Origin of the sequence: Promicromonospora sp. NPDC050249 (assembly GCF_040656015.1) — a bacterium.
Classification (GTDB): Bacteria; Actinomycetota; Actinomycetes; order Actinomycetales; family Cellulomonadaceae; genus Promicromonospora.
Window position 1 is genome coordinate 136,393 of the sequence record NZ_JBFAKY010000002.1, and the last position, 22,344, is coordinate 158,736.

Consider the following 22,344-nt stretch of genomic DNA (forward strand, 5'->3'; position numbering starts at 1 on the left):
GACCTTAACTCCGGTTCCGGACGCTCCCGCACCGGAGCGAGGACCCCAGCGGAGTGCACCAGGAACACTCACCACAGGAACGTTCACCAGAGGAACGACCGGACAGCGGCCGACACGGCAGCGAACCGGTCGCGGTGCACCGCGTGCCCGGCGCCCACCACCATCCGCACCCGCACGCTCGGGTTGCGGATCATGAGCTCGACGCCGGTGGGTGGCGGGAACAGGGCGCCGTGCGCGGGGTCGGCGCTCAGCACGAGCGTGGGGACCACCAGGCGGCTGATGACGCCGGTGTACCGCCACGGCGTGTTGTCCCGCAGGGTGCGCGCCACCGCCGTGGCGTCGGCGGCCTTCGCGGCGTCCGCGACCGCCGTGACGTCGCGCCGGTCCCAGGCCGGGTGCGCCGCCTGCACCGCCCGGGGCGAGCGCGGGTGGGCGGCCTCGGCGATCTCCGCCGCCGCGCCGGCCTCGAACCGGTCGTCCGGGATGTCGAGGGCGGGGTCGAGCAGCACCAGGCGGCGCGTGAGCTTGCGGTCGGAGTCGGCGTCGGCGGCCAGCGCGCCGAGCAGGCCCCCGAGGCCGTGTCCCACCACGAGGTCCCAGCCGGTGCCGAGGGCAAGCACGTCGGCGACGTGGTCGGCGAGCAGGTACGAGTCGGCGCGAGGGCTCGTCCCGTGGCCCCGCAGGTCGGGGGCGACCACCTCGTAGCCGTCCGCCGCGAGGGTCTCCGCGAGCTGCCACCAGGTGGCGCCGGCCGACACCGTGCCGTGCAGCAGGAGCGCCCTCCCGGGTCCGGCGCCCCAGCGGGTGATGGCGAGCGGGACGGCCGCAGGTGGTACGGACGCGTCGTCAGGACCCTCGTTCCGCATCACCATGAACAGAGGGTAACGAGCACATGTATACCGGCTTGAAACATTGGGCTGTCGCTCGATGACCGCAGGTCAGCGCGCAAGGTCAGCGCAGTGCCGCCGGGTCCGCCCCGTGCGCCACCAGGAGCGCCCGGACCGCCGCTTCGGCGCGCCCGTACACGGCGTCGTCGCCGTACAGGAGCGAGCGGTCGTTGGCGGCGTTCAGCAGCGCGTTGATCTCGAACTCGACCTGGTCGGGGTCGGTCCCCGGGGACAGCTCACCGGCGTCGGCCGCCGTCCGCACCTGGTGCCCGACGTACGACTCCCAGGACCGCTGCGCCGCAGCCACCGCGTCCCGCACGGCGCCCTCGCGCATGTCGAACTCCACCTCGACCGTGCGGAAGAAGCATCCTCCGCGGAACACCCGCGTGCGGGAGTACTCGGTCCAGGCCAGCACCAGCGCCCACAGCCGCGGCAGGCCCCGCGGAGCAGAGCGCGCCGGGACGACCACGTGGTCGCGGTAGATCTCCATGGCCCGCTCCACGGCGGCCAGCTGGAGCTTCTCCTTGGACCCGAACAGCCCGGCGATGGCGCTCTTGTTCACGGGCGCGGAGGTGGCGAGCGTACCGAAGGACAGCGCGTCGAGCCCGCTCACGGACGCCTCCTGCACCGCGTGGTCCAGCACGGCGCGGCGTGTGCGGTCGCCCCGGGCACGGCGCAGGTCGGTCGAGACATCCATAAAGAGAGTGTACGACCGTTCGCACATCCGATAGTGTGCGAACGATCGTACAGATTGTTCAGCCAGGCCTGGACAGTCCCAGACAGCCACCGGAGGTCTTCCGTGCCCCAGACCCAGCGCGTCACCCGCGCCACGTTCCGCGTCCTCGGCCGCACCGCGCCGCCGCTCGCTCTGGCGCTCGGCTCGGTCACCTACTGGCGGCCCGGCCCGCCGGTACCGGTCCGGCTCGCCGACCGGCCGGTCCACGACTCCGCCCGCCGCGGCGCGCTCGCACACCGCCCCACGTTCCGCGGCGGCGCGCGACGGACCGCCCAGGTCGCCACCTACACCTGGGGTGAGCCGGATGCGCCCGGCGTCCTGCTCGTCCACGGCTGGCGCTCCCGCGCCTCCGCGTTCGGCCGGATCGTCGAGGACCTCACCGCCGCCGGGCTCCGCGTCGTCACCTACGACGCCCCCGCCCACGGCGACTCCGGCGGGCGCGGGCGCACCGGGCTCGACGACCTCGACATCATCCGCCGGCTGTCGGACGCCGAGAACGCACCCTGGGCGGCAGTGGTCGGGCACTCGCTCGGCGTGCTCGCGGCCGGGATCGCCCTGCACGAGGGCGTCCGGGCCGAGCGGTTCACCGGCATCTCCGCCCTCACGTCGGTCCGCTCCGCCACCGACTGGTTCGTGCGGGTGTCGGGACTCCCCTGGGCCCTGCGGGACCGCTTCGCGACCGCCGTCCAGCGCTACGGGCTGCCCGGCCACCCCGACGTCTACGAACGCTTCGACCTGCTGGCGCGCACCGTGCCGGCGTCGGTCCCCGCGCTCTGGATACACGACGCCGGGGACCGCATGAATCCCCACGTCCTGTCCGAGCAGCTCCACGAGGCCCACGCCTCGTCGAGCGAGCTGTTCACGACCACGGGGCTGGGCCACAACAAGATCCTCGGCGACCCGGTGGTCCGGTCCAGGATCCTCGACCACCTGGCGGCCCCGGTGTCCGCCCACCGGGGAGCACAACCTCATCCGAATGCACAAATACTTCCCTGACCTGGGAAAACACCCTACGCTGATGCCCGGTCCGCACCGGTTCTGCGAAGGGGATCACCATGCAGTACGCGAGCGACCATGCCCTGGCGGCGTCCGCGGCCGGCGCCCTGGCGGCGCTGTGGTTCGCCTGGACCGTCCGGCACTCCGGACCCTGGACACGGCTCCTCCCCATCGCAGGTGTCGCGGTCGCCTGCGGCGTCGTGGTGATCGCCGTCGTCGCCGCCGTGCGCGCCTGGCCCGACGGCACGGTGGTGACGGGGCGGGTCGTGGCCATCTACGTCGCGGCGCTCCTGGCCCACGGCGTCCTGACCCGGCTGTGCACCGGGCTCATCGCGAGCAGGTACCGGCGGGCGGTGGCGGCCGCCAAGGACAAGGACAAGGCCGGCGTCACCGCGGGCAAGCCGCGGCTCCACCTGATCCCGACGGTCGTCGCGCTGTCCACGGCGATCCAGGTGGCGATCGTCGCCAACACCCTCGACGTGCCCTTCCTGTACCTGGGGGCCGCAGCCGGGATCCTCGCCGCCCTGGCGGCCTGGCCGCTCGGCTGGGTCCTGCGCACCGTCACCAGGCCACGGGGCCACCGTTCGACGGCAGCGCTCGCCCATCCCCTGACCGGCCTGCTCACCGGGACGATCCTGGTGGTGACCGCCGTGTGGGTGCTGCTGCCACCCCCGTAGCCTCCGCACATAAGTCTGACGCTGTTCTTTCAACTTTTGCTTGACACTCGGCATAAGTCGCCATAGGTTCACAAAGCCACCTTGTGGCGCACAACACGCATGCGAGCCATCCCATGCCTTCCGGGCAGGTGGCCGCATGGGTCATGAGGGCGTGACCGCCGCCGCTGACGGTCACGAGCCAACGTCCTTGGAGGGAACGACGATGTGGTCCACCTTCGTGACAACGCTGTCACCCACGGCGTCGCCGCCGACGGCCTCGCACGCCTGAGCCCCTATACCTCCTGATCCCTGTCTCGCCGGGTCCGCATCCGCATGCCCGGCGGTGTCGAACGGAGACGCATGCCTGAGAACAACGCTGAAACCCGATCCCCGCAGAGCCGATCAACGCAGAGCGCCGTATCCCGGCGCTCGGTCCTGACCGGCACGCTCGCCGGGCTGATGGCGCCGACCGCTGCGCTGGCGCTCGGTGCGGACACCGCCGCAGCGGCGGGGTCCGGGATCATCCGTCCGCTGGGCACCACCCGGCACATCACCGTCTACGCGGAGCCCCTGCCCGGCGGCCTCTACGGCTACGGGCTCACACCCGGCAAGGCCACCATCCCCGGCCCCCTGCTGGAGATGTGGGAGGGCGACACCCTCCAGATCGAGCTGGTCAACAACACCGACAAGCGCCTGTCCATCCACCCGCACGGCGTCGACTACAAGACCGCGTCGGACGGCAGCCCGTTCAACGACTCCTTCAACGAGCCCGGCGAGACCCGCACGTACACCTGGGGCAGCCACGTGCAGACCCAGCTGGACGACGGCCACTGGCTGCCCGGCAGCGCCGGCTACTGGCACTACCACGACCATGCGCTGGGCGGTGAGCACGGCACCGCGGGCCTGCGCGCAGGCCTGTACGGCGGGCTCATCGTGCGGCGCAGGGGCGACATCGTGCCCGACCGCACCTACACGGTCGTGTTCAACGACATGACCATCAACAACAAGTCGGCCCCGAACACCCCGATGTTCGAGGCGAACCTCGGCGAGACCGTCGAGTTCGTCGCGATCGGGCACGGGGACCAGCTCCACACCTTCCACCTGCACGCCCACCGCTGGGCGAACAACCGGACCGGCTACCTGACCGGGCCCGACGACCCCAGCCAAGTGATCGACACCCGCGACCTCAATCCCGGCGACTCGTTCGGGTTCCAGGTCAAGGCCGGTCAGAAGGTCGGCGCGGGCGCATGGATGTACCACTGCCACGTCCAGTTCCACTCGGACGGCGGCATGGCCGGGATCTTCCTGGTCCGCAACGCGGACGGCTCCATGCCTGCCGGCGCGCAGGACGCCATCGACCGGTTCCACGAGCACGGCGGCCACCTGACCAGCGGTGCCACCCAGTCGAGCACAACAGCCGGCACCACCCAGTCAGGCGCAGAGACAGGCACGGCCCACTCCGGCCACTGACCGCACACATCGATCACGCGCGAAGGAGCAGTGATGGAACGGACAGGAAGACGCAGGATCCTCGGGGCGGCAGCCCCGCGCAGGTCGGTACGCGGCGCACTCGCCGCCGCAGCCGGCGCCGCCCTCGTCATGGGGCTGGCGACGGTCCCCGCCCAGGCCCAGCGGACCACGACGGCCGACGCCGCCCCGGTGGCGCTCGCCGAGGACGCGGCAGACATCAACGTGCTCGTGTTCCACGGCGCACCGGACAAGCAGGCCGACCCCGTCGCGGCCGCGACCAGGACCATCAAGGAGCTGGGCGCCGAGCACGGGTTCACCGTGCGCACGGCGAGCGACCCGAGGGCCTTCACCGCGCAGAACCTCGCGGCGTTCCGCGGCGTCGTCTTCCTGTCTGCCGAGGGCGTCGAGCTCAGCACCGCGCAGGAGGACGCGCTCAAGGCCTACGTGCAGGACGGCGGAGGCTTCCTCGGCATCCGCGACGCCGCACGCGCGCAGGACCGCTCGCAGTGGTTCACGGGCCTGATCGGCACCCGGCCGGCCGGCAACCTGCCGGACCCGCTGGCCGTCGCGAGCGTCAGCGCGAACGCCGAGAACCCGCCGAACGAGGACGCCGAGAACCTGATCGACGGCGACTCGAACACCAAGTGGCTCGCCTTCGAGCCGACGGCGACCATCGACCTCGAGATGGAGGAGGCCGTCGTCGCCACGCGGTACGCGCTGACCTCGGCGAACGACTTCGCCGGCCGCGACCCGAAGAACTGGACGCTTCAGGGCTCCACGGACGGTGAGACGTGGACCGACCTGGACACGCAGTCGGACCAGGAGTTCCCCGACCGGTTCACCCCGATGGACTACCGGTTCGAGAACGAGACGGCCTACCAGCACTACCGGCTCGACATCACGGCGAACGCGGGCGACGACCTGACCCAGCTCGCCGAGATCCAGCTCTTCGACGGCACGGGCGAGGAGGAGCCCACCCCCGAGGTCCCGGTGCAGGAGGCGACGGTCAACGTCGTCGACCGGGCGCACCCGGCCAACGACGGGCTGCCGCTGAACTGGACCCGTTCGGACCGCTGGCTGAACTGGGCACCGAACCCGATCGGCGAGGTGCACACGATCGCCCAGGTGCAGGAGTGGGACTACGAGCCGGGCGAGAGCGCGAACGGCCCGTTCCACCCGATCTCGTGGTGCCGTGACTACGACGGCGGCCGGTCGTTCTACACCGGCATGGGCGGTACCGCCGAGACCTACGCGGAGGCCGAGTTCCGCGACCACCTGCTGGGCGGCCTGCTCTGGTCGACGGGCATGGTGCGCGGCGACTGCCAGGCGACCATCGCAGCGAACTACGAGGCCGAGCGCCTGACGGTGAAGAACGCGGCGGGCAAGCTCGACCAGATCGGCGAGCCCCACGGCCTGACCGTGGCGCCCGACGGCGGCGTCTTCTACATCGGCAAGGCCGCCTGCCCGTCCGGTCCGGTGGCGTCGTGGGACGACCCGAAGGTGGGGCTCGGCTGTGGCACGGTCCACCGCTGGGACCCGGACTCGGGGACCACCAAGCTCCTGACCACCCTCGACGTCATGGGTAACCGCGGCAGCGGCAGCGAGCTCGTCAAGAACGAGGAGGGTCTGCTGGGGCTGACCCTCGACCCGAACTTCGCCGAGAACCAGTGGATCTACCTCTACTGGATGCCGCACGAGTCGATCGACCGCGAGCGCCGCGTCGGCCTGCGCACGGTCTCGCGCTTCACGTACGACGCCGAGGCGAACACCATCGACCAGTCCACGCGCAAGGACCTGCTGGAGTGGGAGACGCAGATCCACAGCTGCTGCCACGCGGGCGGCGGCATGGACTTCGACAACGACGGCAACCTGTACATCGGTTCCGGCGACGCCAACTCCTCGGGCGGTTCCGGTGGCTACTCGGGCAACAACTGGACCCAGGAGTACGCGGGCATCTCGTTCCAGGACGCGCGGCGCACGGCCGGCAACACGAATGACCTGAACGGCAAGATCCTGCGGATCCACCCGGAGCCCGACGGCACGTTCACGATTCCCGAGGGGAACCTGTTCCCCGAGGCGGACGACCCGGGCGACAAGACGCGCCCGGAGATCTACGTGATGGGTGTCCGCAACATCTCGCGCCTGGCCTACGACAAGGAGAACGACTGGCTGACGGCGGCGTGGGTGGGGCCGGACGCGGGACTGCCGGACCCGGAGCTCGGGCCGGCGAAGTACGAGACGGCCACGATCATCACCTCGGCGGGCAACCAGGGCTGGCCCTACTGCATGGGTAACGGGCAGCCCTACCGGGACCGCAGCAACGAGGACGCGACGGTCCTGACCGGCTGGTACGACTGCGACAACCCGAAGAACACCTCGCCGCGCAACACCGGCCTGGTGGACCTGCCGCCGGTGCGCGACAACATGATCTGGTACTCGCCGAGCGGCGGCGGCCCGGTCTTCCCCGAGGGCGAGAACGGCATCCCGTCGTACGTGGACGCCGAGGCGACCTACACCCAGCCGTACCTGCGGGGCGGCGGTCAGGCCATCATGAACGGCCCGACCTACCACCGGTCCGAGGTGGACACCACCAGCGGCGTCGCCTGGCCCGCGTACTGGGACAACAAGTGGTTCATCGGTGACCAGTCCAACTCGAACAACCGGATCGCCGTCACGGTGAACCCGGACACGGTGGACGAGGCGGCTCCCCCTGTCTTCGCCGAGGACCTGCGCCAGATCATCCAGGGCGGCAACGGCAACGACGACGTCGACCAGTGGATGGACGCCAAGTTCGGCCCGGACGGGGCGCTGTACCTGCTCGACTACGGCGGCGGCTTCTTCTCGCTCACCGACCGGCAGAAGCTGACCCGGATCTCCTACACGGGCGGTGCGCCGACGCCGGTACCGGCCGGTTCCGGGGCCAGCGTGCAGAGCAGCCCGCTCACCGTCGCGTTCACGGGCGGTGACTCGGGCGGCGTCTCCTACGCCTGGGACTTCGGGGACGGGAGCACCTCGACCGAGGCGAACCCGCGGCACACCTACAAGAGGGTCGGCAGCTACGACGCGACGCTCACGGTGACCTACGCCGACGGTGACAAGACGACCCTCGACGTCCCTGTCGAGACGACGTGCACCATCCCGGACGACCGCAAGAACGTCTGGATCGGCGCCACCAAGACCAGCGTCCCGAGCGTCGACCTGGGCGGCTGCACCATCAACGACCTGATCAACGACGAGCGCGAGTGGGACACCAACGGCCGGTTCGTGAACCATGTGACCGCGGTGACCAACCAGCTCGTGGCGGACAAGGTCATCACGAAGGCGGCGCAGACGAAGCTGGTCCAGGCCGCGAAGGCGTCAGGCATCGGGACGGACGCCCACTCCGGGTACCGGTGGCTCTTCGACGGTACGGCGGAGACGCTCGCCGACTGGCGCCAGGCACCGGGCGGCAACTTCGACCTCCGCGACGACGGGTCCATCCGGGCCCAGGGCGGGCTGGGCATGCTCTGGCACCCGGGCGAGGAGCTCGAGGACTTCTCCCTCAAGCTGGAGTTCAAGGACGTCGCGCCGGGCACCGGCTACGCCAACAGCGGTGTCTTCACCCGGTTCCCCGACCCGCGCGTGCCGCGGGACGAGCGTCCCGAGTGCGGTCAGCTGACCGACGCCGAGGCCTGGGTGGCCATCTACTGCGGCCACGAGATCCAGCTCTACGACGGGCCGACGGGCGAGCCCCAGAAGACGGGGTCGGTGTACAACTTCGACTCGAACGGCCTGCCCCAGGCGGGGGTCACCCCGAAGGGCGAGTGGAACGAGTACGAGATCCAGGTGGTCGGCCAGCAGTACACGATCATCCGTAACGGCCAGGTCATCAACGAGTTCGAGAACTCGCCGGGCAAGAAGTCCTCGCGTGCCGGCGACCCGCCGACCGACCTGCGGCAGTTCCTCAGCGGCTTCATCGGCCTGCAGAACCACAGCGACGCCGACGCGATGGAGTTCCGCAACATCCGGGTGCGCGACCTGTGACCGCCCCCGTCGAAGAGAGAGGCGTCCCCATGTTCCGACACAGACTGTCCCGGCTCCTCGCCGGGGCCGCGGTCAGCGCCCTCGTGGTGCTGCCGCTGGCCCCGGCGGCCACCGCCGCGGAGTACCGCGGCGAGCTCTCGCCCGCACGGTCCGCCACCCCGGCGGCCGCGGAGGCGACCAACCAGGCAGCAGACCAGGCGGTGGACCAAGCAGCGGACCAGGTGCTGACCTGGACCGCTGACGCCAGCGTCTCGAAGTACGCCTCGGCGCCCGCCACGGCGACCGCCGGGGCGGCGACCATCGTCTTCGAGAACAGCGCGGCGACCGGCAACAACATCGGCATGTCGCACACGCTGACGTTCGACACCAGCACCCCCGGGTACAACCACGACGTCACGCTGGACATCCTGGCCAACCCGTTCGACGCCAACGGCGGCCGCTACGAGGCCGAGGTCGTCCTGACCCCGGGCAAGTACCGGTACTTCTGCGCCATCCCCGGGCACAGCACGATGGTGGGCGAGCTCGTGGTCACCAAGGACCCGGGCGAGGACACCACCGCACCGGTGGTGACCGCCGACGTCGCCGGCCAGCAGGACGCCGACGGCGCCTACATCGGCTCGGCCACCGTGAGCCTCACGGCCGAGGACGCGGGCTCCGGCGTCGCCTCCGTCGAGTACTCGCTCGACGGCGGCGCGTACGTCCCGTACGGCGAGCCCGTCGTGCTCGACGAGCCGGGCATGTACATGCTCGAGTACCGCGCCACCGACAACGCCGGCAACGTCTCGGAACCCGAGATGCAGCACGTGACGGTGGTGCCCTCCGACGGCGAGGACACGACGGCGCCCACGGTCACCCCCGAGGTGACGGGCGAGCTCGACGACAACGGCGCCTATGTCGGCACCGCCACCGTGAACCTCACGGCGGTGGACGCCGGTTCCGGCGTGGCGAGCGTCGAGTACGCGCTCGACGGCGCCGGGTACGCGCCCTACACCGACCCCGTGGTCGTCGACACGGTCGGTGAGCACACCGTGACCTACCGGGCCACGGACAACGCCGGCAACGTCTCCGCGCCCGGTTCTGCGACGTTCACCGTCGTGGAACCCTCCCAGGAGGACACCACCCCGCCGTCCGTCACCGCGGAGGTCACGGGCGAGCAGGACGCCGACGGCGCCTACGTCGGTTCCGCGACGGTGAGTCTCCTGGCCGAGGACGCCGGAACGGGCGTCAAGAGCGTGGAGTACAACCTGGACGGCGCCGGCTACAAGGCCTACACGGCCCCCGTGGTCGTCGACGTGACGGGCCCGCACACGCTGTCCTACCGGGCGACCGACAACTCCGGGAACGTCTCGCAGCCCGGCAAGGTCGACCTGGTGGTCGTCGGCGGCGCGGACCCGCCGGACACGACCCAGCCGATCGCGTCGGCGCAGGTCGACGGGGAGCAGGACGACGATGGTGCCTACATCAACTCGGCGACCATCACCATCAACGCCCGGGACGGCGAGTCCGGGGTGGCGTTCATCGAGTACGCGCTCGACGACTTCATCTTCCGGGAGTACACAGGGCCGATAGTGGTCACGGCGGGCGGAGCGCACGAGCTCGGGTACCGGGCGACCGACAACGCCGGGAACGTCACCCGGACGGGGACGCTCAGGTTCTCGATCGCCCGTGAGGGGATCGACGCGTGCCCGGTCTCCGACGAGCGCCCCACGGTGATCATGGGGGACGTCGACAGCAAGGTGGCCAACGTCGACACCGGTAACGGGTGCACGATCGCCGACCTCATCGACGCCGACGGCGCGTGGGTGAGCCACAGCGCCTTCGTGAGCCACGTCCGTCAGATCACGGGACGGCTCAGCAACGACGGCGTCATCACCACGAAGCAGGGCGCCAGGCTGGTGACCGCCGCCAGGCAGTCCGACGTCGGCCGGTAGGTCTCGACCAGCGAGACGACAAGCTCGACCAGCAAGACGAGAGGCTCGACCACCGATCGGTGGTCGAGCCTCTCGTCTTGGTACCGCTGGTCCAGCTTGTCAAGACCTCACACCGATGCGAGCGCACCCGTCAACAGGGTCACCACACCGCGCAGGGCCGGCTCGTCCGCGTGATCCGGGTTCACCTCGGCGCAGACCAGCGCCCGGAGACCCGGACCCGCGCCGAGCGCCCGTAGCGCGCGGCCAAGTGTCGCCGGGTCGAGCCCGCGTCCATACGTCGGGATGTCCGCCGCTGGAAGCGTCAGGTAGTCGAGGACGTCGGCGTCGAAGTGCAGCACGAACGGAGAGTCTCCGACGGCCGCCAGGGCGCGGCGCGCGGCCCCCTCCGGATCCGCGAGCACCTCGTCGACCGGGATACGCACCGCCGCGGGGACGTGGCCGTGGGTGTCCTCCTCGCCGTCGGAGTACCCGAAGAAGATGAGCCGCTCCCCGTCCAGCAGCGGGCGCCGGTGCCCGAGCGCGGCGAGCGGTTCCCAGGTGCCGGGCAGGTCCAGCAGGTGCGCGACACCCATCGAGTCGAGGATGGGTTCGTCAGGATGGTCGGGAGGAAGCTGGAGATCTTGTCCCCCGTCCACGTACACGAGCGCCACCTCGGGGTGGCGTTCCGCGACGGCGGCGACGACGCCGATGGTCACCGTGCACTCTCCGCCCAGCACGAGCGGGCGTTCTCCACGGTCCAGCACGGCCCCTACCCGTTCGCGGACGTCACGCAGTCCGGCGGTGACCCGCTCGGCGTCGTTCGGCTCGCCCGGACCGCGGTGCGCGCGCCACGTGGCGGTGGGCAGGTCGCCGTCGTCCCGGACGCCGACGCCTGCACCACGCAACGCGTCGAGCAGGCCCGCCGCGCGCAGCGCGGTGGGCGCCTTCTCGAGGCCGCGGGAGTGCGCTGCGGCACTGGACGGCACGCCGACAACTGCCCAGGTCCCTGCGGAGTCCATCCGTCCAGTCTGCCCGTGGCTGGCGCGTGGTTCCAGGTAACAAGAGATCTCGACAGGCTCGACCACCGAGAACGACGGGCTCGATCACCGATCGGTGATCGAGCCCGTCGAGACCGCCCTGTCAGATCACGCTCCGCAGGTATCGACGGAGCCTGCGGTTCCGCTCCGGCTCAGGCGACGAGCTGGCGCAGCACGTACTGCAGGATGCCGCCGTTGCGGTAGTAGTCCGCCTCGCCCGGGGTGTCGATGCGGACGACGGCGTCGAACTCGACCGTGGCACCGTCGGCCTTGGTCGCGGTGACCTTGACCGTCTCGGGCGTGACGCCCTCGTTCAGCGCCGTGACGCCGGTGACGTCGAAGGTCTCCGTGCCGTCCAGGCCCAGCCACTCGGCGTTCTGGCCGGCCGGGAACTGCAGCGGCAGCACGCCCATGCCGATGAGGTTCGAGCGGTGGATCCGCTCGAAGCTCTCGGTGATGACCGCCTTGACGCCCAGGAGCGCGGTGCCCTTGGCGGCCCAGTCACGCGACGAGCCCGAGCCGTACTCCTTGCCGCCGAGCACCACGAGCGGGGTGCCGGCAGCGGCGTAGTCCTGCGCGGCGTCGTAGATCGTGTCCTGCGCGTTCTTCACGAAGTTGAAGGTGAAGCCACCCTCCACGCCTGCGCCGTTGTTCTCCGAGGCCAGGAGCTGGTTGCGCAGGCGGATGTTCGCGAACGTGCCGCGGATCATGACCTCGTGGTTACCGCGGCGCGAGCCGTAGGAGTTGAAGTCGCGACGGCCCACACCGTGCTCGGCGAGGTACTTGCCCGCCGGGCTGTCCGGCTTGATGGAGCCGGCCGGGCTGATGTGGTCGGTCGTGACCGAGTCGCCGAGCTTGGCGAGCACGCGGGCTCCGCGGAAGTCGGTGACGGGTTCCGGCGTCATGCCCATGCCCTCGAAGTACGGGGGCTTGCGCACGTACGTCGACTCGGGGTCCCAGGCGAACGTGTCGCCCTCGGGGGTCTCCAGGGCGGCCCAGCGCTCGTCGCCCTTGAACACGTCGGCGTAGTCGGACTCGAACATCTTGCGGTCGATGGACGACGCGATGGTCTTCTCGACCTCGTCCGGCGAGGGCCACAGGTCCCGGAGGAACACCGGCTTGCCGTCCTCGTCGCGACCCAGCGGGTCGTGCTCGAAGTCGAACTCCATGGTGCCGGCCAGGGCGTAGGCGATGACCAGCGGCGGGGACGCCAGGTAGTTCATCTTGACGTCCGGGTTGATGCGGCCCTCGAAGTTACGGTTGCCCGAGAGCACCGAGACGACCGACAGGTCGTGCTCGTTGACGGCCTCGGAGACCTTCTCGTCGAGCGGGCCCGAGTTGCCGATGCAGGTGGCGCAGCCGTAGCCGACCAGGTGGAAGCCCAGCTTCTCGAGGTACGGCCACAGGCCGGCCTTCTCGTAGTAGTTGGTCACGACCTGCGAGCCGGGCGCCATGGACGTCTTGACCCACGGCTTGGACACGAGGCCCTTCTCGACGGCGTTCTTGGCGAGCAGCGCGGCGGCGATCATGACCGACGGGTTCGAGGTGTTGGTGCACGACGTGATCGACGCGATCGCGACGGCGCCGTGGAACAGCTCGAACTCCTTGCCCTCGGTGTTCGTGACGTGCACGTGCTTGCGGCCGTTCGCCGGGTACGCAGGCGAGTCAGAGGCCGGGAAGGACTCCTCGACCGCCTCGTCGACGCTCGCACCGAGCTCCGGCGCGTACGTCGGGAGGTCGCGGAGGAACTGCTGCTTCGCGTTCGTCAGCTCGATGCGGTCCTGCGGGCGCTTGGGCCCGGCGATCGACGGAACGACCGTCGACAGGTCGAGCTCCAGGTACTCGGAGAACACCGGCTCCGGGGTGTCGGCGTCGAGCCACAGGCCCTGCTCCTTGGCGTACGCCTCGACGAGCGCGAGCGACTCCTCGGTGCGGCCGGTCAGGCGCAGGTAGTCGACCGTGACGGAGTCGATCGGGAAGATCGCGGCCGTCGAGCCGAACTCCGGCGACATGTTGCCGATGGTGGCGCGGTTCGCGAGCGGCACCTGGGCCACGCCCTCGCCGTAGAACTCGACGAACTTGCCGACGACGCCGTGCTGGCGCAGCATCTGCGTGATCGTGAGCACGACGTCGGTGGCCGTCACGGCCGCCGGGATCGAGCCGCTCAGCTTGAAGCCGACGACGCGCGGGATGAGCATCGAGACGGGCTGGCCGAGCATCGCAGCCTCGGCCTCGATGCCGCCGACGCCCCAGCCCAGCACGCCGAGGCCGTTGACCATCGTGGTGTGCGAGTCGGTGCCGACGCAGGTGTCGGGGTAGGCGCGCAGCGCGCCGTCGACCTCACGCGTCATGACCGTGCGGGCCAGGTACTCGATGTTGACCTGGTGCACGATGCCGGTGCCCGGCGGGACGACCTTGAAGTCGTCGAACGCCGTCTGGCCCCAGCGCAGGAACTGGTAGCGCTCGTGGTTGCGCTGGTACTCGAACTCGACGTTGCGCGCGAATGCGTCCGCGCGGCCGGCGACGTCGATCTGCACGGAGTGGTCGATGACCATCTCGGCGGGGGCCAGCGGGTTGACCTTGGTGGCGTCGCCACCGAGCGAGGCGACGGCCTCGCGCATGGTGGCGAGGTCGACGACGCAGGGCACACCGGTGAAGTCCTGCATGATCACGCGCGCCGGCGTGAACTGGATCTCGGTGTCGGGCTGTGCGTCGGGGTCCCAGGACGCGAGGGCGCGCACGTGGTCGGCGGTGATGTTCGCGCCGTCCTCGGTGCGCAGGAGGTTCTCGGCGAGGATCTTCAGGGAGTACGGGAGGCGCTCGACCCCCTCGACCGCGTTGAGCCGGAAGATCTCGTAGGACTTGCCGGAGACCTCCAGCGTTCCCTTCGATCCGAACGTGTCCACGGTGCTCACTGTGGCTCCTTCTGCGGGGCTGACGGTGCGTCGGCTCTCACAGGCGCGGTCATCGCGCGAAGGAGCCTTCGCATGGGTTCCAGGGGGCTTCACCCAGCCTAGGCCGGGCTGCTCAGGCCAGCATAACGCATATATCTTGACGTCAAGATATCTGCGAGACCACCCGGCGCGCGATCGCGGCGTAGCCCTCGTCGTTGACGTGCGTCCCGTCGGCGTCGACGTACTGGTCCCGCACCACGTCGGGGTCGAGCAGCGAGACGTAGGTCGCACCGTGCCGGTCCGCGGCCGCGCGGACCGCGCTGTCGAGCGCACGCGCCTCCAGCCCGATGTCCCACGGTGTGGAGGGCCCGACGGCGATGATCTCCGCGTCCGGGAACCGGCGCGCGGCCACCTCGTAGGTGCTCGCGACGGCGCTGAAGACCTCGGCGGGCGTCTCGCTCAGCTCGGGGAAGTCGTTCTGCCCTCCTGCGATCACCACGATGTCCACGCCCCGGGGGTGCACCGACCGCAGCTGCTCCACGTAGGACAGCCGGCCCTGGTCCGGATGGCGGCTCACGAACCCGGTCCCGCCGTCGGCGACGTTGCGCTCCGTCCAGCCCATGTCGTCGGCGACGATGGTGCTCCACCGCTTCTCCGGCGCCGACGACCGCTGGCCCACCGTGTACGAGTCGCCCACGAACAGCGCGACGGGCGGCGTCTCCTCGTCCTTCCGGTCGGCGGTCCGCCCGGCCGGGCGGCCGGCCCCGTCCGCGGACGGCGTGGGCGACGGCGTCGGGGACAGCGTCACCGCCGCGCCGCCGGCCACGGGCTCCCCCGCCCGGCCTCCTGCGCCCGTGCTCACGGCGACGGCCACCACGCACGCCACCACCACGACCGCGACGATCCCGCCACCCACCAGCCACCTCTTCACGAGGCGCATCCTATGCGCGTCGGTCAGGCCTGCCGGTCCAGCACCGCCACAGCCTCCACGTGATGCGTGTGCGGGAAGAGGTCGAACCCGCGCACCCCCGAGAGCGTGTAGCCGTGCGCGGCGAGATAGCCGACGTCACGCGCGAGCGCCGCCGGGTCGCACGCCACGTACACGATGCGGCGCGGGGCGCGGGCGGCGATCGCGTCGACCACCGCTCGTCCGGCGCCCGACCGCGGCGGGTCCAGCACCACGACGTCGGCCGTGGGAACGGTGTCCGACCCGAGCACCTGCTCGACGGCGCCCACCTCGAGCGAGACCTGCTCGTACGCGTGCGCGTTGCGGCGGGCGTCCTTCGACGCCTGCTCGTCGCCCTCGACGGCAACGACCCGGCCCTTCGGCCCGACGGCTTCCGCGAGCGGCAGCGTGAACAGCCCGGCACCGGAGTACAGGTCGAGGACGGTGGCCCCGGCGAGCTCGCCCGCCGTCGCGCCGGACGCGTCCAGCACGGCCCGCGTCAGCACGGACGGCGCCTCGCGGTGCACCTGCCAGAACCCGCCGGCCGCCACGCGGAAGCGGTGCGTGCCCCACGGCCCGGCCACGAACTCGCTCACGGAGCGGCGGGCGTTGGGCCGGGTGTCGGGCTTGCCCCGGCGCCACGGCTCGCCGTCGACCAGCAGCGCCGGCTCACCCTCGGACGGCGCTACCAGGGTCAGCTGCGCACCTCGTGGCCAGGTGCGCGTGAACACGTCCTCGGCGATCGCGAACGCGGCGATCTCCGCGGTGCCGAGCGGCATCTTCTTGAGTGCCACGACGTCGTGCGAGCGGTGCTTGCGCATGCCAGCGTGCCCGTCGGCGTCGGCGACCAGGTCGATCCGGGTGCGGTAGTGCAGGCCGCGGCGCTCGTCGTCGCCGGGCGCGCCCTCGACGGTGACCTCGCGGGCCAGCCACTCCGGGTCGATGCGGGCCAGGCGCTGCAGCTGCTCGACGAGCACGTCGGTCTTCCAGCGACGCTGCGCGGGGAGCGAGACGTGCGAGAGCTCGCCACCGCCCACGCCGTCGGGACCCGCGGCGGGCCAGGCGGGCTCGACCCGGTCGGGGGACGCCTGCAGCACCTCGACGGCGTCGGCGCGCCAGAAGCTCGGGCCGCCCTCGGTGACGCGGGCGCGGACCCGCTCGCCGGGCAGGGTGTGCCGCACGAAGACGACGCGACCGTCCAGGCGGGCCACGCAGTGGCCGCCGTGCGCGACGGGTCCGACCTCCAGCTCGACCTCTGTCCCCACCTCGGGTGCGGGGACGTCGCTCACGCGGCGGCCGCGGTCCGGCCGCGGGGAGCGCTGCGGACGACGACGCGGGCGTCCGCCCGAATCGGGGTTGGCGGGCGCGGAACGACGGTCGGGGTTGCGGGGCATGCCCCCAGTATCCCCTGGTTACATCCGCCTGCCGTTCAGGAAGGTGTCGTCCTCGAGGCCGGTGTGGCCGCGCGACGAGGCGAGCTGCCACGGCACCGACGCCACGACCACGCCCGGCGTGAACAGCAGGCTGCCCTTGAGCCGCAGCGCCGACTGGTTGTGCAGCAGCTGCTCCCACCAGTGGCCCACCACGTACTCGGGGATGTAGACGATCACGAGGTCGCGCGGCGACTCGCGGCGCACGGACCGCACGTACTTGAGCACGGGCCTGGTGATCTCGCGGTACGGCGAGTCGAGGATCCGCAGCGGAACCGGCAGGTCGAGGGCCTCCCACTCGGCGACGAGCCCGTCGATGTCCTCCCGGTCGACGCCGACGGTGACCGCCTCGATCACGTTGGGCCGCGCGGCACGCGCGTACGCCAGCGCCCGCATGGTCGGCTTGTGCACCTTGGAGACCAGCACCACCGCGTGCACCCGGCTGGGCAGCGCGCGGGCGGCCGAGACGTCGTCGAGCGCGAGCTCGTCGCGCACGCGGTCGTAGTGCTTGCGGATCCCGCGCATGAGGACGAACAGGATGCCCATCGCCAGGAGCGTGATCCAGGCACCATGGGTGAACTTGGTCACCAGCACGATGACCAGCACCGTTCCGGTGAGCCCGAAACCCACGCCGTTGACCAGCCGTGAGCGCTTCATCCGGCTGCGCACCACGGGGTTGGGCTCGGTGCGCAGCTCCCGCGTCCAGTGCCGCAGCATGCCGAGCTGGGACAGCGTGAACGACACGAACACGCCGACGATGTAGAGCTGGATGAGGCGCGTCGACTCGGCGTCGAAGACGACGATCAGGATGATCGCCGCGACCGCGAGCGCCACGATGCCGTTGGAGAAGGCGAGGCGGTCGCCGCGGGTGTGCAGCTGGCGCGGCAGGTAGCCGTCGCGCGCCAGGATCGAGCCGAGCACCGGGAACCCGTTGAAGGCGGTGTTCGCCGCGAGCACGAGGATCAGGCCCGTGACGGCGGAGACCGCGTAGAAGGCCGGCGAGAAGCCGGAGAACACTGCCTCGGCGAGCTGCCCGATCACGGGGATCTGCACGTAGTGGGACGAGACCGCCTCGCCGTTCAGCGTGAGCTGCTCGTGCGGGTCCTCCGCGAACTTGACCCCGGTCGCCTGGGCGAGCAGCAGGATCGAGATGATCATCGTCGAGGAGATGCTGCCGAGCAGCAGCAGCGTGGTCGCTGCGTTGCGCGACTTCGGCTTGCGGAACGACGGCACGCCGTTGCTGATGGCCTCGACGCCGGTCAGGGCGGCGCAGCCGGACGCGAACGCGCGGGCCAGGAGGAACGCGCCGGCGACGCCGACGAGGCCCTGGTCGAACGCGGCCTCGCCGGTGAGCTCGAACTCGGCGCTCTGGGCCTTCGGCAGGTCCCCGGCGAAGAAGCGGAACGCGCCGGTGACGACCAGCGCCCCGATGATCGCCATGTAGCAGTAGACGGGGATCGCGAACGCGGTGCCCGACTCCTTGACCCCGCGCAGGTTGATCAGCGTGAGCAGCACGACGGCGATCACCGCCGCGATCGCCTCGTGGCCGCGCAGGCCGGGGATCGCCGCGGACGCGTACTGGGCCGCCGACGAGATGGACACCGCGACGGTGAGCACGTAGTCGACGAGCAGCGCCGACGCCACGCCGACGCCCGCCGTCGGGCCCAGGTTGACGGTGGCGACCTCGTAGTCGCCGCCGCCGGACGGGTACGCGCGGACGTTCTGCCGGTAGGACGCGACGACGATGAGCAGCACGAAGACCACCACGAGACCCACCCATGGCGAGAACGCGACTGCGGCGATACCGGCCAGGGAGAGGGTCAGGAGGATCTCGTCGGGCGCGTACGCGACCGACGAGAGGGCGTCCGAGGCGAACACCGGGAGGGCGATCCTCTTGGGCAGCAGCGTGTGCCCGAGGCTCTCGCTGCGCATGGGGCGGCCGACCAGTAGTCGTTTGGCCGCATCGACGATGTCCGACACGTTGGAAGACTCTATGCCTGCCGGTAGCCGGTGGCGCACCAAAGGCCGGGCGGCGCGGTAGCGTTCCGTTCGTGCACTTCGTGATCATGGGCTGCGGCCGTGTGGGTTCCAGCCTCGCCCAGGAGATCGAGGGCCGCGGGCACTCCGTGGCCGTCATCGATCAGAACCCCGACGCGTTCCGGCGTCTGCCCGCGGACTTCTCGGGCAAGAAGGTGACCGGCGTGGGCTTCGACCGGGACACGCTCGTCCAGGCGGGGATCGAGGACACGTACGCGTTCGCCGCCGTGTCCGACGGCGACAACTCGAACATCCTGTCCGCCCGGGTGGTGCGCGAGACCTACGGCGTCGACAACGTGGTGGCCCGTATCTACGACCCGCACCGCGCGGAGATCTACCAGCGCCTGGGCATCCCGACCGTCGCCACCGTGCGCTGGACCGCGGAGCAGGTGCTGCGCCGGATGCTCCCGATGGGCTCGACCGACGAGTACCTCGACCCGTCGGGCACCGTCCGGCTGGCGCAGATCGACTACCACCGGCGCTGGGTCGGCAAGCCCGTGCTCCACGTCGAGGCAGCGACGGGCGCGCGCGTCGCGTTCGTGACCCGGTACACGTCGGCGGTGCTGCCCACCCCCGACGTCGTGCTCCAGGAGAACGACGTGCTGCACCTGCTCATGACGGCGGACAGCTCGGCCAACGTCGAGCGGATCCTGACCGCCGCCCCGCCCGCCGAGGAGGACTGATGCGCGTAGTCATCGCAGGGGCCGGGTCCGTGGGCCGGTCGATCGCCCGTGAGCTGCTGAGCCACGACCACGAGGTGACCCTCATCGACAAGAACGCCTCGGCCATGCGGGTCTCCCAGGTGCCGGAGGCGGAGTGGGTGCTCGCGGACGCGTGCGAGCTCCCGGCGCTCGAGGCCTCGGAGATGGAGCAGGCCGACGTCGTCGTGGGTGCCACCGGCGACGACAAGGTCAACCTCGTCTTCTCGTTGCTGGGCAAGACGGAGTTCGGCGTGCCGCGCACCGTCGCACGCGTGAACAACCCGAAGAACGAGTGGATGTTCGACCAGTCGTGGGGCGTGGACGTCGCGGTGTCGACCCCGCGCATCATGACCGCCATGGTCGAGGAGGCGGTCGCCGTGGGCGACCTGGTGCGCATCTTCAGCTTCCGCCAGTCGCGCGCCGACCTGCTCGAGCTGACGCTGCCCGCCGACTCCCGCGTCGCGGGGACCCGGCTGGGCCGCGTGGTGTGGCCGGCCGACGTCACGCTCGCGACCATCGTGCGTGACGGCCGGCCGCTGGTGCCGAGCCAGGACGACACCCTGGAGGCCGGCGACGAGCTGCTGCTGGTCGCCGGCGCGGAGGCCGACACGGACGCCCTCCAGGAGCTGCTGGTACCGAAGGGCTAGTCCTGCACGACCGGCGTACGCGGGGTGCCACGCACGACGTACCAGGTCAGGTACAGCACCAGCGCCCACAGGGGCACGCCGAGCAGCAGGTGGAACGTGCCGAGCCATGCGATGTCGCCCGCGAAGTACAGCGGCGTCTTGACGGCCAGGCGCAGACCGAACAGGCCTACCCACAGCCAGGTGGCGATCGCGTAGGTGCGCATCTTGGCCGGGTCGGCGCGCCACGCCGTCAGGGCGGCGAACGGCGAGGTGCCTGCCTCCGCCCCGGCCTTGACCCGCTCCGGCGTCAGGCCTGCGCGCAGCGCCTCCACCACGTAGCCGACGGCGGGGCGGCGGATCAGGATGCTGCCGAGCAGCACCACGAGGTACGCGGCGTTGACCAGCAGGCCACCGGCGTAGTAGTTCTCCGCCTCGCCGGACGTCCAGGCCCACACCACACCGACGGCGATACCGAGCAGTCCACCCAGTGCCTGCGTGACGGGTGTGCGCTGCACCAGCCGCGCCACCACGAGCACGAGGGCGGCCACGACCGACGCGACGAGCGGGATCACCAGGTTGGGCGTGAAGATCACGAACGCGACCACGAACACCAGGCCGGGCAGCACCGCCTCGACCAGGCCGCGCACACCGCCGATCGCCTGGGCGGCGGAGAACTCCTCGCCGGTGAGGGCGCGCATGCCGCGCGCGGGTGCCTGGTCGGGCTGCTGCTCGTGCTGCTGCTCGGACTGCTGGGGCACGTCGGGACGTGCGGGTTCGCTCATGGGGCTCATTCTGCCGTGCTCTGACGGGTGCGGATCCACCCGGCCACGCGTCGCCTCATTCGCCGGGCCGGGGCCGCAGCTCGTAGCGCGGGTTGAACATGGTGCGCCGCCCGTCGACGTCGCACACCATGCCCTCGACGCGGATCCGCCGGCCCGGCTCGATGCCGTCGATGGTCCGCCGGCCGAGCCAGACGAGGTCCAGCGCGCCGGAACCGTCGAACAGCTCGGCCTCCACGGTGGGCACACCCTCCCGCGGGCGCAGGACGACCGAGCGCAGGACACCGGCCACCTTGCCGCGGGACCTGACCGGCACGGAGGCGACCGCCGCGCAGCCCACGTTCCGGGAGGCGTCCGCACGCTCCTCGGTGTCGCGGACCTGCTCGTTGGAGGCCAGCGACTCCGCTATGCGGGACGCGAGGCTCGAGCGCAGCGACATCAGTGGTTCACCTCGTCAACCGATCTGCGTGATCTCGGGGCCGCGGCGCAGGGGGTCGAAGTCAGACATCTGCGGTACCGCACCCTCGGGCCCGGCAGCGGGCGCTGCCTGCTCCGCACCATCCTTGCGCGCCGACTTCGGCAGCGCCAGGGGCAGCAGGTCACGAGGCGGTCGCGGGCTCTGGTCGCGCACCACGACGATGTTCGCGAACACCGACTCGAGGGCCTTGGCCGCCTCGGCGTCCAGGGCCGCCTTGCCAGCGAGCACACCGCGGATGAACCAGCGCGGGCCGTCCACCCCGATGAACCGTGCGGGCCGCTGCCCGGCCTGACCGTCCGGACCCTTCACGGGCATCCGGACCAGCAGCTCGCGGCCGAACACGCCGGGCACGTCGTCGACGATCCCGCCCTGCCCGCTCACGGACTGCGCGATCTCGTGCCGGATCTCGTCCCAGATGCCCTCGGTGCGCGGCGCGGCGAAAGCCTGGATCTGAAGGTTCGACCCCTCCAGCGCGGCCGTCACCCCCGTGACCTTCTGCGTCTTCTTGTCGATCTCCATGCGAAGCTCGAGACCCGGCATCACCGGCAGCCAGATGGCGCCGAGGTCGACGCGGGGACCCATCTCCCCCACCTGCGACCGGTCGAAGGGTCCGTGCGGCCGCTTCTGCTGCTCGGCCTCCACCGACGCCCACTCGACCGGTGCGGGCTCATTCGCCGTGCCTCGTCGGCTGAACAGACCCACAGCCACGCTCCTTCGTAGTTCGTCGTCCTGCGTGCG

17 protein-coding genes are annotated in these 22,344 nt (G+C 71.1%); 7 read left to right on the forward strand and 10 right to left on the reverse strand.

Annotated features, from left to right (window positions below; all coding sequences use genetic code 11):
- Window positions 1–83: 83 nt before the first annotated feature.
- Together AB0I32_RS02225 and AB0I32_RS02230 are read right to left on the reverse strand one after the other, a co-directional pair.
- Window positions 84–872, reverse strand: a complete 789-nt coding sequence (locus AB0I32_RS02225) for an alpha/beta hydrolase (RefSeq protein WP_357502391.1) — start codon at window positions 870–872, stop codon at window positions 84–86.
- Window positions 873–951: 79 nt separating this feature from the next.
- Window positions 952–1,584, reverse strand: coding sequence for a TetR/AcrR family transcriptional regulator (locus AB0I32_RS02230; RefSeq protein WP_357502394.1), 633 nt, complete (start codon window positions 1,582–1,584; stop codon window positions 952–954).
- 102 nt (window positions 1,585–1,686) lie between these two features.
- Here AB0I32_RS02230 and AB0I32_RS02235 point away from each other — a divergent pair, with 102 nt between their 5' ends.
- The 5 genes from AB0I32_RS02235 (at window position 1,687) to AB0I32_RS02255 (ending at window position 10,699) form a co-directional block, all read left to right on the forward strand.
- Window positions 1,687–2,619: an alpha/beta hydrolase gene (locus AB0I32_RS02235; RefSeq protein WP_357502396.1), complete on the forward strand. Its 933-nt coding sequence runs from the start codon at window positions 1,687–1,689 to the stop codon at window positions 2,617–2,619.
- A 59-nt stretch (window positions 2,620–2,678) separates the two neighbouring features.
- Complete coding sequence (locus AB0I32_RS02240; RefSeq protein WP_357502398.1) at window positions 2,679–3,296, forward strand: hypothetical protein; 618 nt, start codon at window positions 2,679–2,681, stop codon at window positions 3,294–3,296.
- 339 nt (window positions 3,297–3,635) lie between these two features.
- Complete coding sequence (locus tag AB0I32_RS02245; protein ID WP_357502400.1) at window positions 3,636–4,745, forward strand: multicopper oxidase domain-containing protein; 1,110 nt, start codon at window positions 3,636–3,638, stop codon at window positions 4,743–4,745.
- Window positions 4,746–4,778: 33 nt separating this feature from the next.
- Window positions 4,779–8,768 carry a ThuA domain-containing protein gene (locus tag AB0I32_RS02250; RefSeq protein ID WP_357502402.1) on the forward strand — a complete coding sequence of 1,330 codons (3,990 nt, stop codon included), beginning with the start codon at window positions 4,779–4,781 and terminating at the stop codon, window positions 8,766–8,768.
- A 29-nt stretch (window positions 8,769–8,797) separates the two neighbouring features.
- Entirely contained in the window at window positions 8,798–10,699 is a 1,902-nt protein-coding gene (locus AB0I32_RS02255; protein WP_357502404.1) for a copper-binding protein, read from the forward strand.
- 107 nt (window positions 10,700–10,806) lie between these two features.
- Here AB0I32_RS02255 and AB0I32_RS02260 read toward each other — a convergent pair whose 3' ends face one another.
- The 5 genes from AB0I32_RS02260 to AB0I32_RS02280 all read right to left on the reverse strand — a co-directional run bounded on the left by AB0I32_RS02260 (window position 10,807) and on the right by AB0I32_RS02280 (window position 18,965).
- A complete protein-coding gene (locus tag AB0I32_RS02260; protein ID WP_357502406.1) occupies window positions 10,807–11,697 on the reverse strand; it encodes an arginase family protein in 891 nt (296 codons plus the stop codon).
- Between the two features lie 170 nt (window positions 11,698–11,867).
- The gene (acnA, locus tag AB0I32_RS02265; RefSeq protein WP_357502408.1) at window positions 11,868–14,630 is read right to left on the reverse strand and encodes an aconitate hydratase AcnA; all 2,763 of its coding nucleotides are present in this window, start codon (window positions 14,628–14,630) and stop codon (window positions 11,868–11,870) included.
- A 142-nt stretch (window positions 14,631–14,772) separates the two neighbouring features.
- Window positions 14,773–15,540: an SGNH/GDSL hydrolase family protein gene (locus tag AB0I32_RS02270; RefSeq protein WP_357502410.1), complete on the reverse strand. Its 768-nt coding sequence runs from the start codon at window positions 15,538–15,540 to the stop codon at window positions 14,773–14,775.
- 23 nt (window positions 15,541–15,563) lie between these two features.
- Window positions 15,564–16,949 (reverse strand): TRAM domain-containing protein, encoded by a 1,386-nt coding sequence (locus tag AB0I32_RS02275; RefSeq protein ID WP_357502412.1) that lies wholly within the window; start codon window positions 16,947–16,949, stop codon window positions 15,564–15,566.
- A gap of 18 nt (window positions 16,950–16,967) precedes the next feature.
- Entirely contained in the window at window positions 16,968–18,965 is a 1,998-nt protein-coding gene (locus AB0I32_RS02280; protein ID WP_357502414.1) for an APC family permease, read from the reverse strand.
- An 86-nt stretch (window positions 18,966–19,051) separates the two neighbouring features.
- Here AB0I32_RS02280 and AB0I32_RS02285 point away from each other — a divergent pair, with 86 nt between their 5' ends.
- Together AB0I32_RS02285 and AB0I32_RS02290 are read left to right on the forward strand one after the other, a co-directional pair.
- The gene (locus AB0I32_RS02285) at window positions 19,052–19,705 is read left to right on the forward strand and encodes a TrkA family potassium uptake protein (protein ID WP_357502695.1); all 654 of its coding nucleotides are present in this window, start codon (window positions 19,052–19,054) and stop codon (window positions 19,703–19,705) included.
- Window positions 19,705–20,370 carry a TrkA family potassium uptake protein gene (locus tag AB0I32_RS02290; protein ID WP_357502416.1) on the forward strand — a complete coding sequence of 222 codons (666 nt, stop codon included), beginning with the start codon at window positions 19,705–19,707 and terminating at the stop codon, window positions 20,368–20,370. Before AB0I32_RS02285 ends, AB0I32_RS02290 begins: the two co-directional genes overlap by 1 nt.
- Here AB0I32_RS02290 and AB0I32_RS02295 read toward each other — a convergent pair.
- Genes AB0I32_RS02295 through AB0I32_RS02305 form a run of 3 tightly spaced genes read right to left on the reverse strand, consistent with a single transcriptional unit; the run spans window position 20,367 to window position 22,308 of the window.
- On the reverse strand, window positions 20,367–21,131 hold the full coding sequence (locus AB0I32_RS02295; protein ID WP_357502418.1) for a DUF3159 domain-containing protein: 765 nt from the start codon (window positions 21,129–21,131) through the stop codon (window positions 20,367–20,369). The two genes, AB0I32_RS02290 and AB0I32_RS02295, sit on opposite strands and share 4 nt — an antisense overlap.
- 55 nt (window positions 21,132–21,186) lie before the next feature.
- Window positions 21,187–21,567 carry an OB-fold nucleic acid binding domain-containing protein gene (locus AB0I32_RS02300; RefSeq protein ID WP_357443035.1) on the reverse strand — a complete coding sequence of 127 codons (381 nt, stop codon included), beginning with the start codon at window positions 21,565–21,567 and terminating at the stop codon, window positions 21,187–21,189.
- Window positions 21,568–21,582: 15 nt separating this feature from the next.
- The gene (locus AB0I32_RS02305; RefSeq protein WP_357502420.1) at window positions 21,583–22,308 is read right to left on the reverse strand and encodes a DUF3710 domain-containing protein; all 726 of its coding nucleotides are present in this window, start codon (window positions 22,306–22,308) and stop codon (window positions 21,583–21,585) included.
- Window positions 22,309–22,344: the final 36 nt, after the last annotated feature.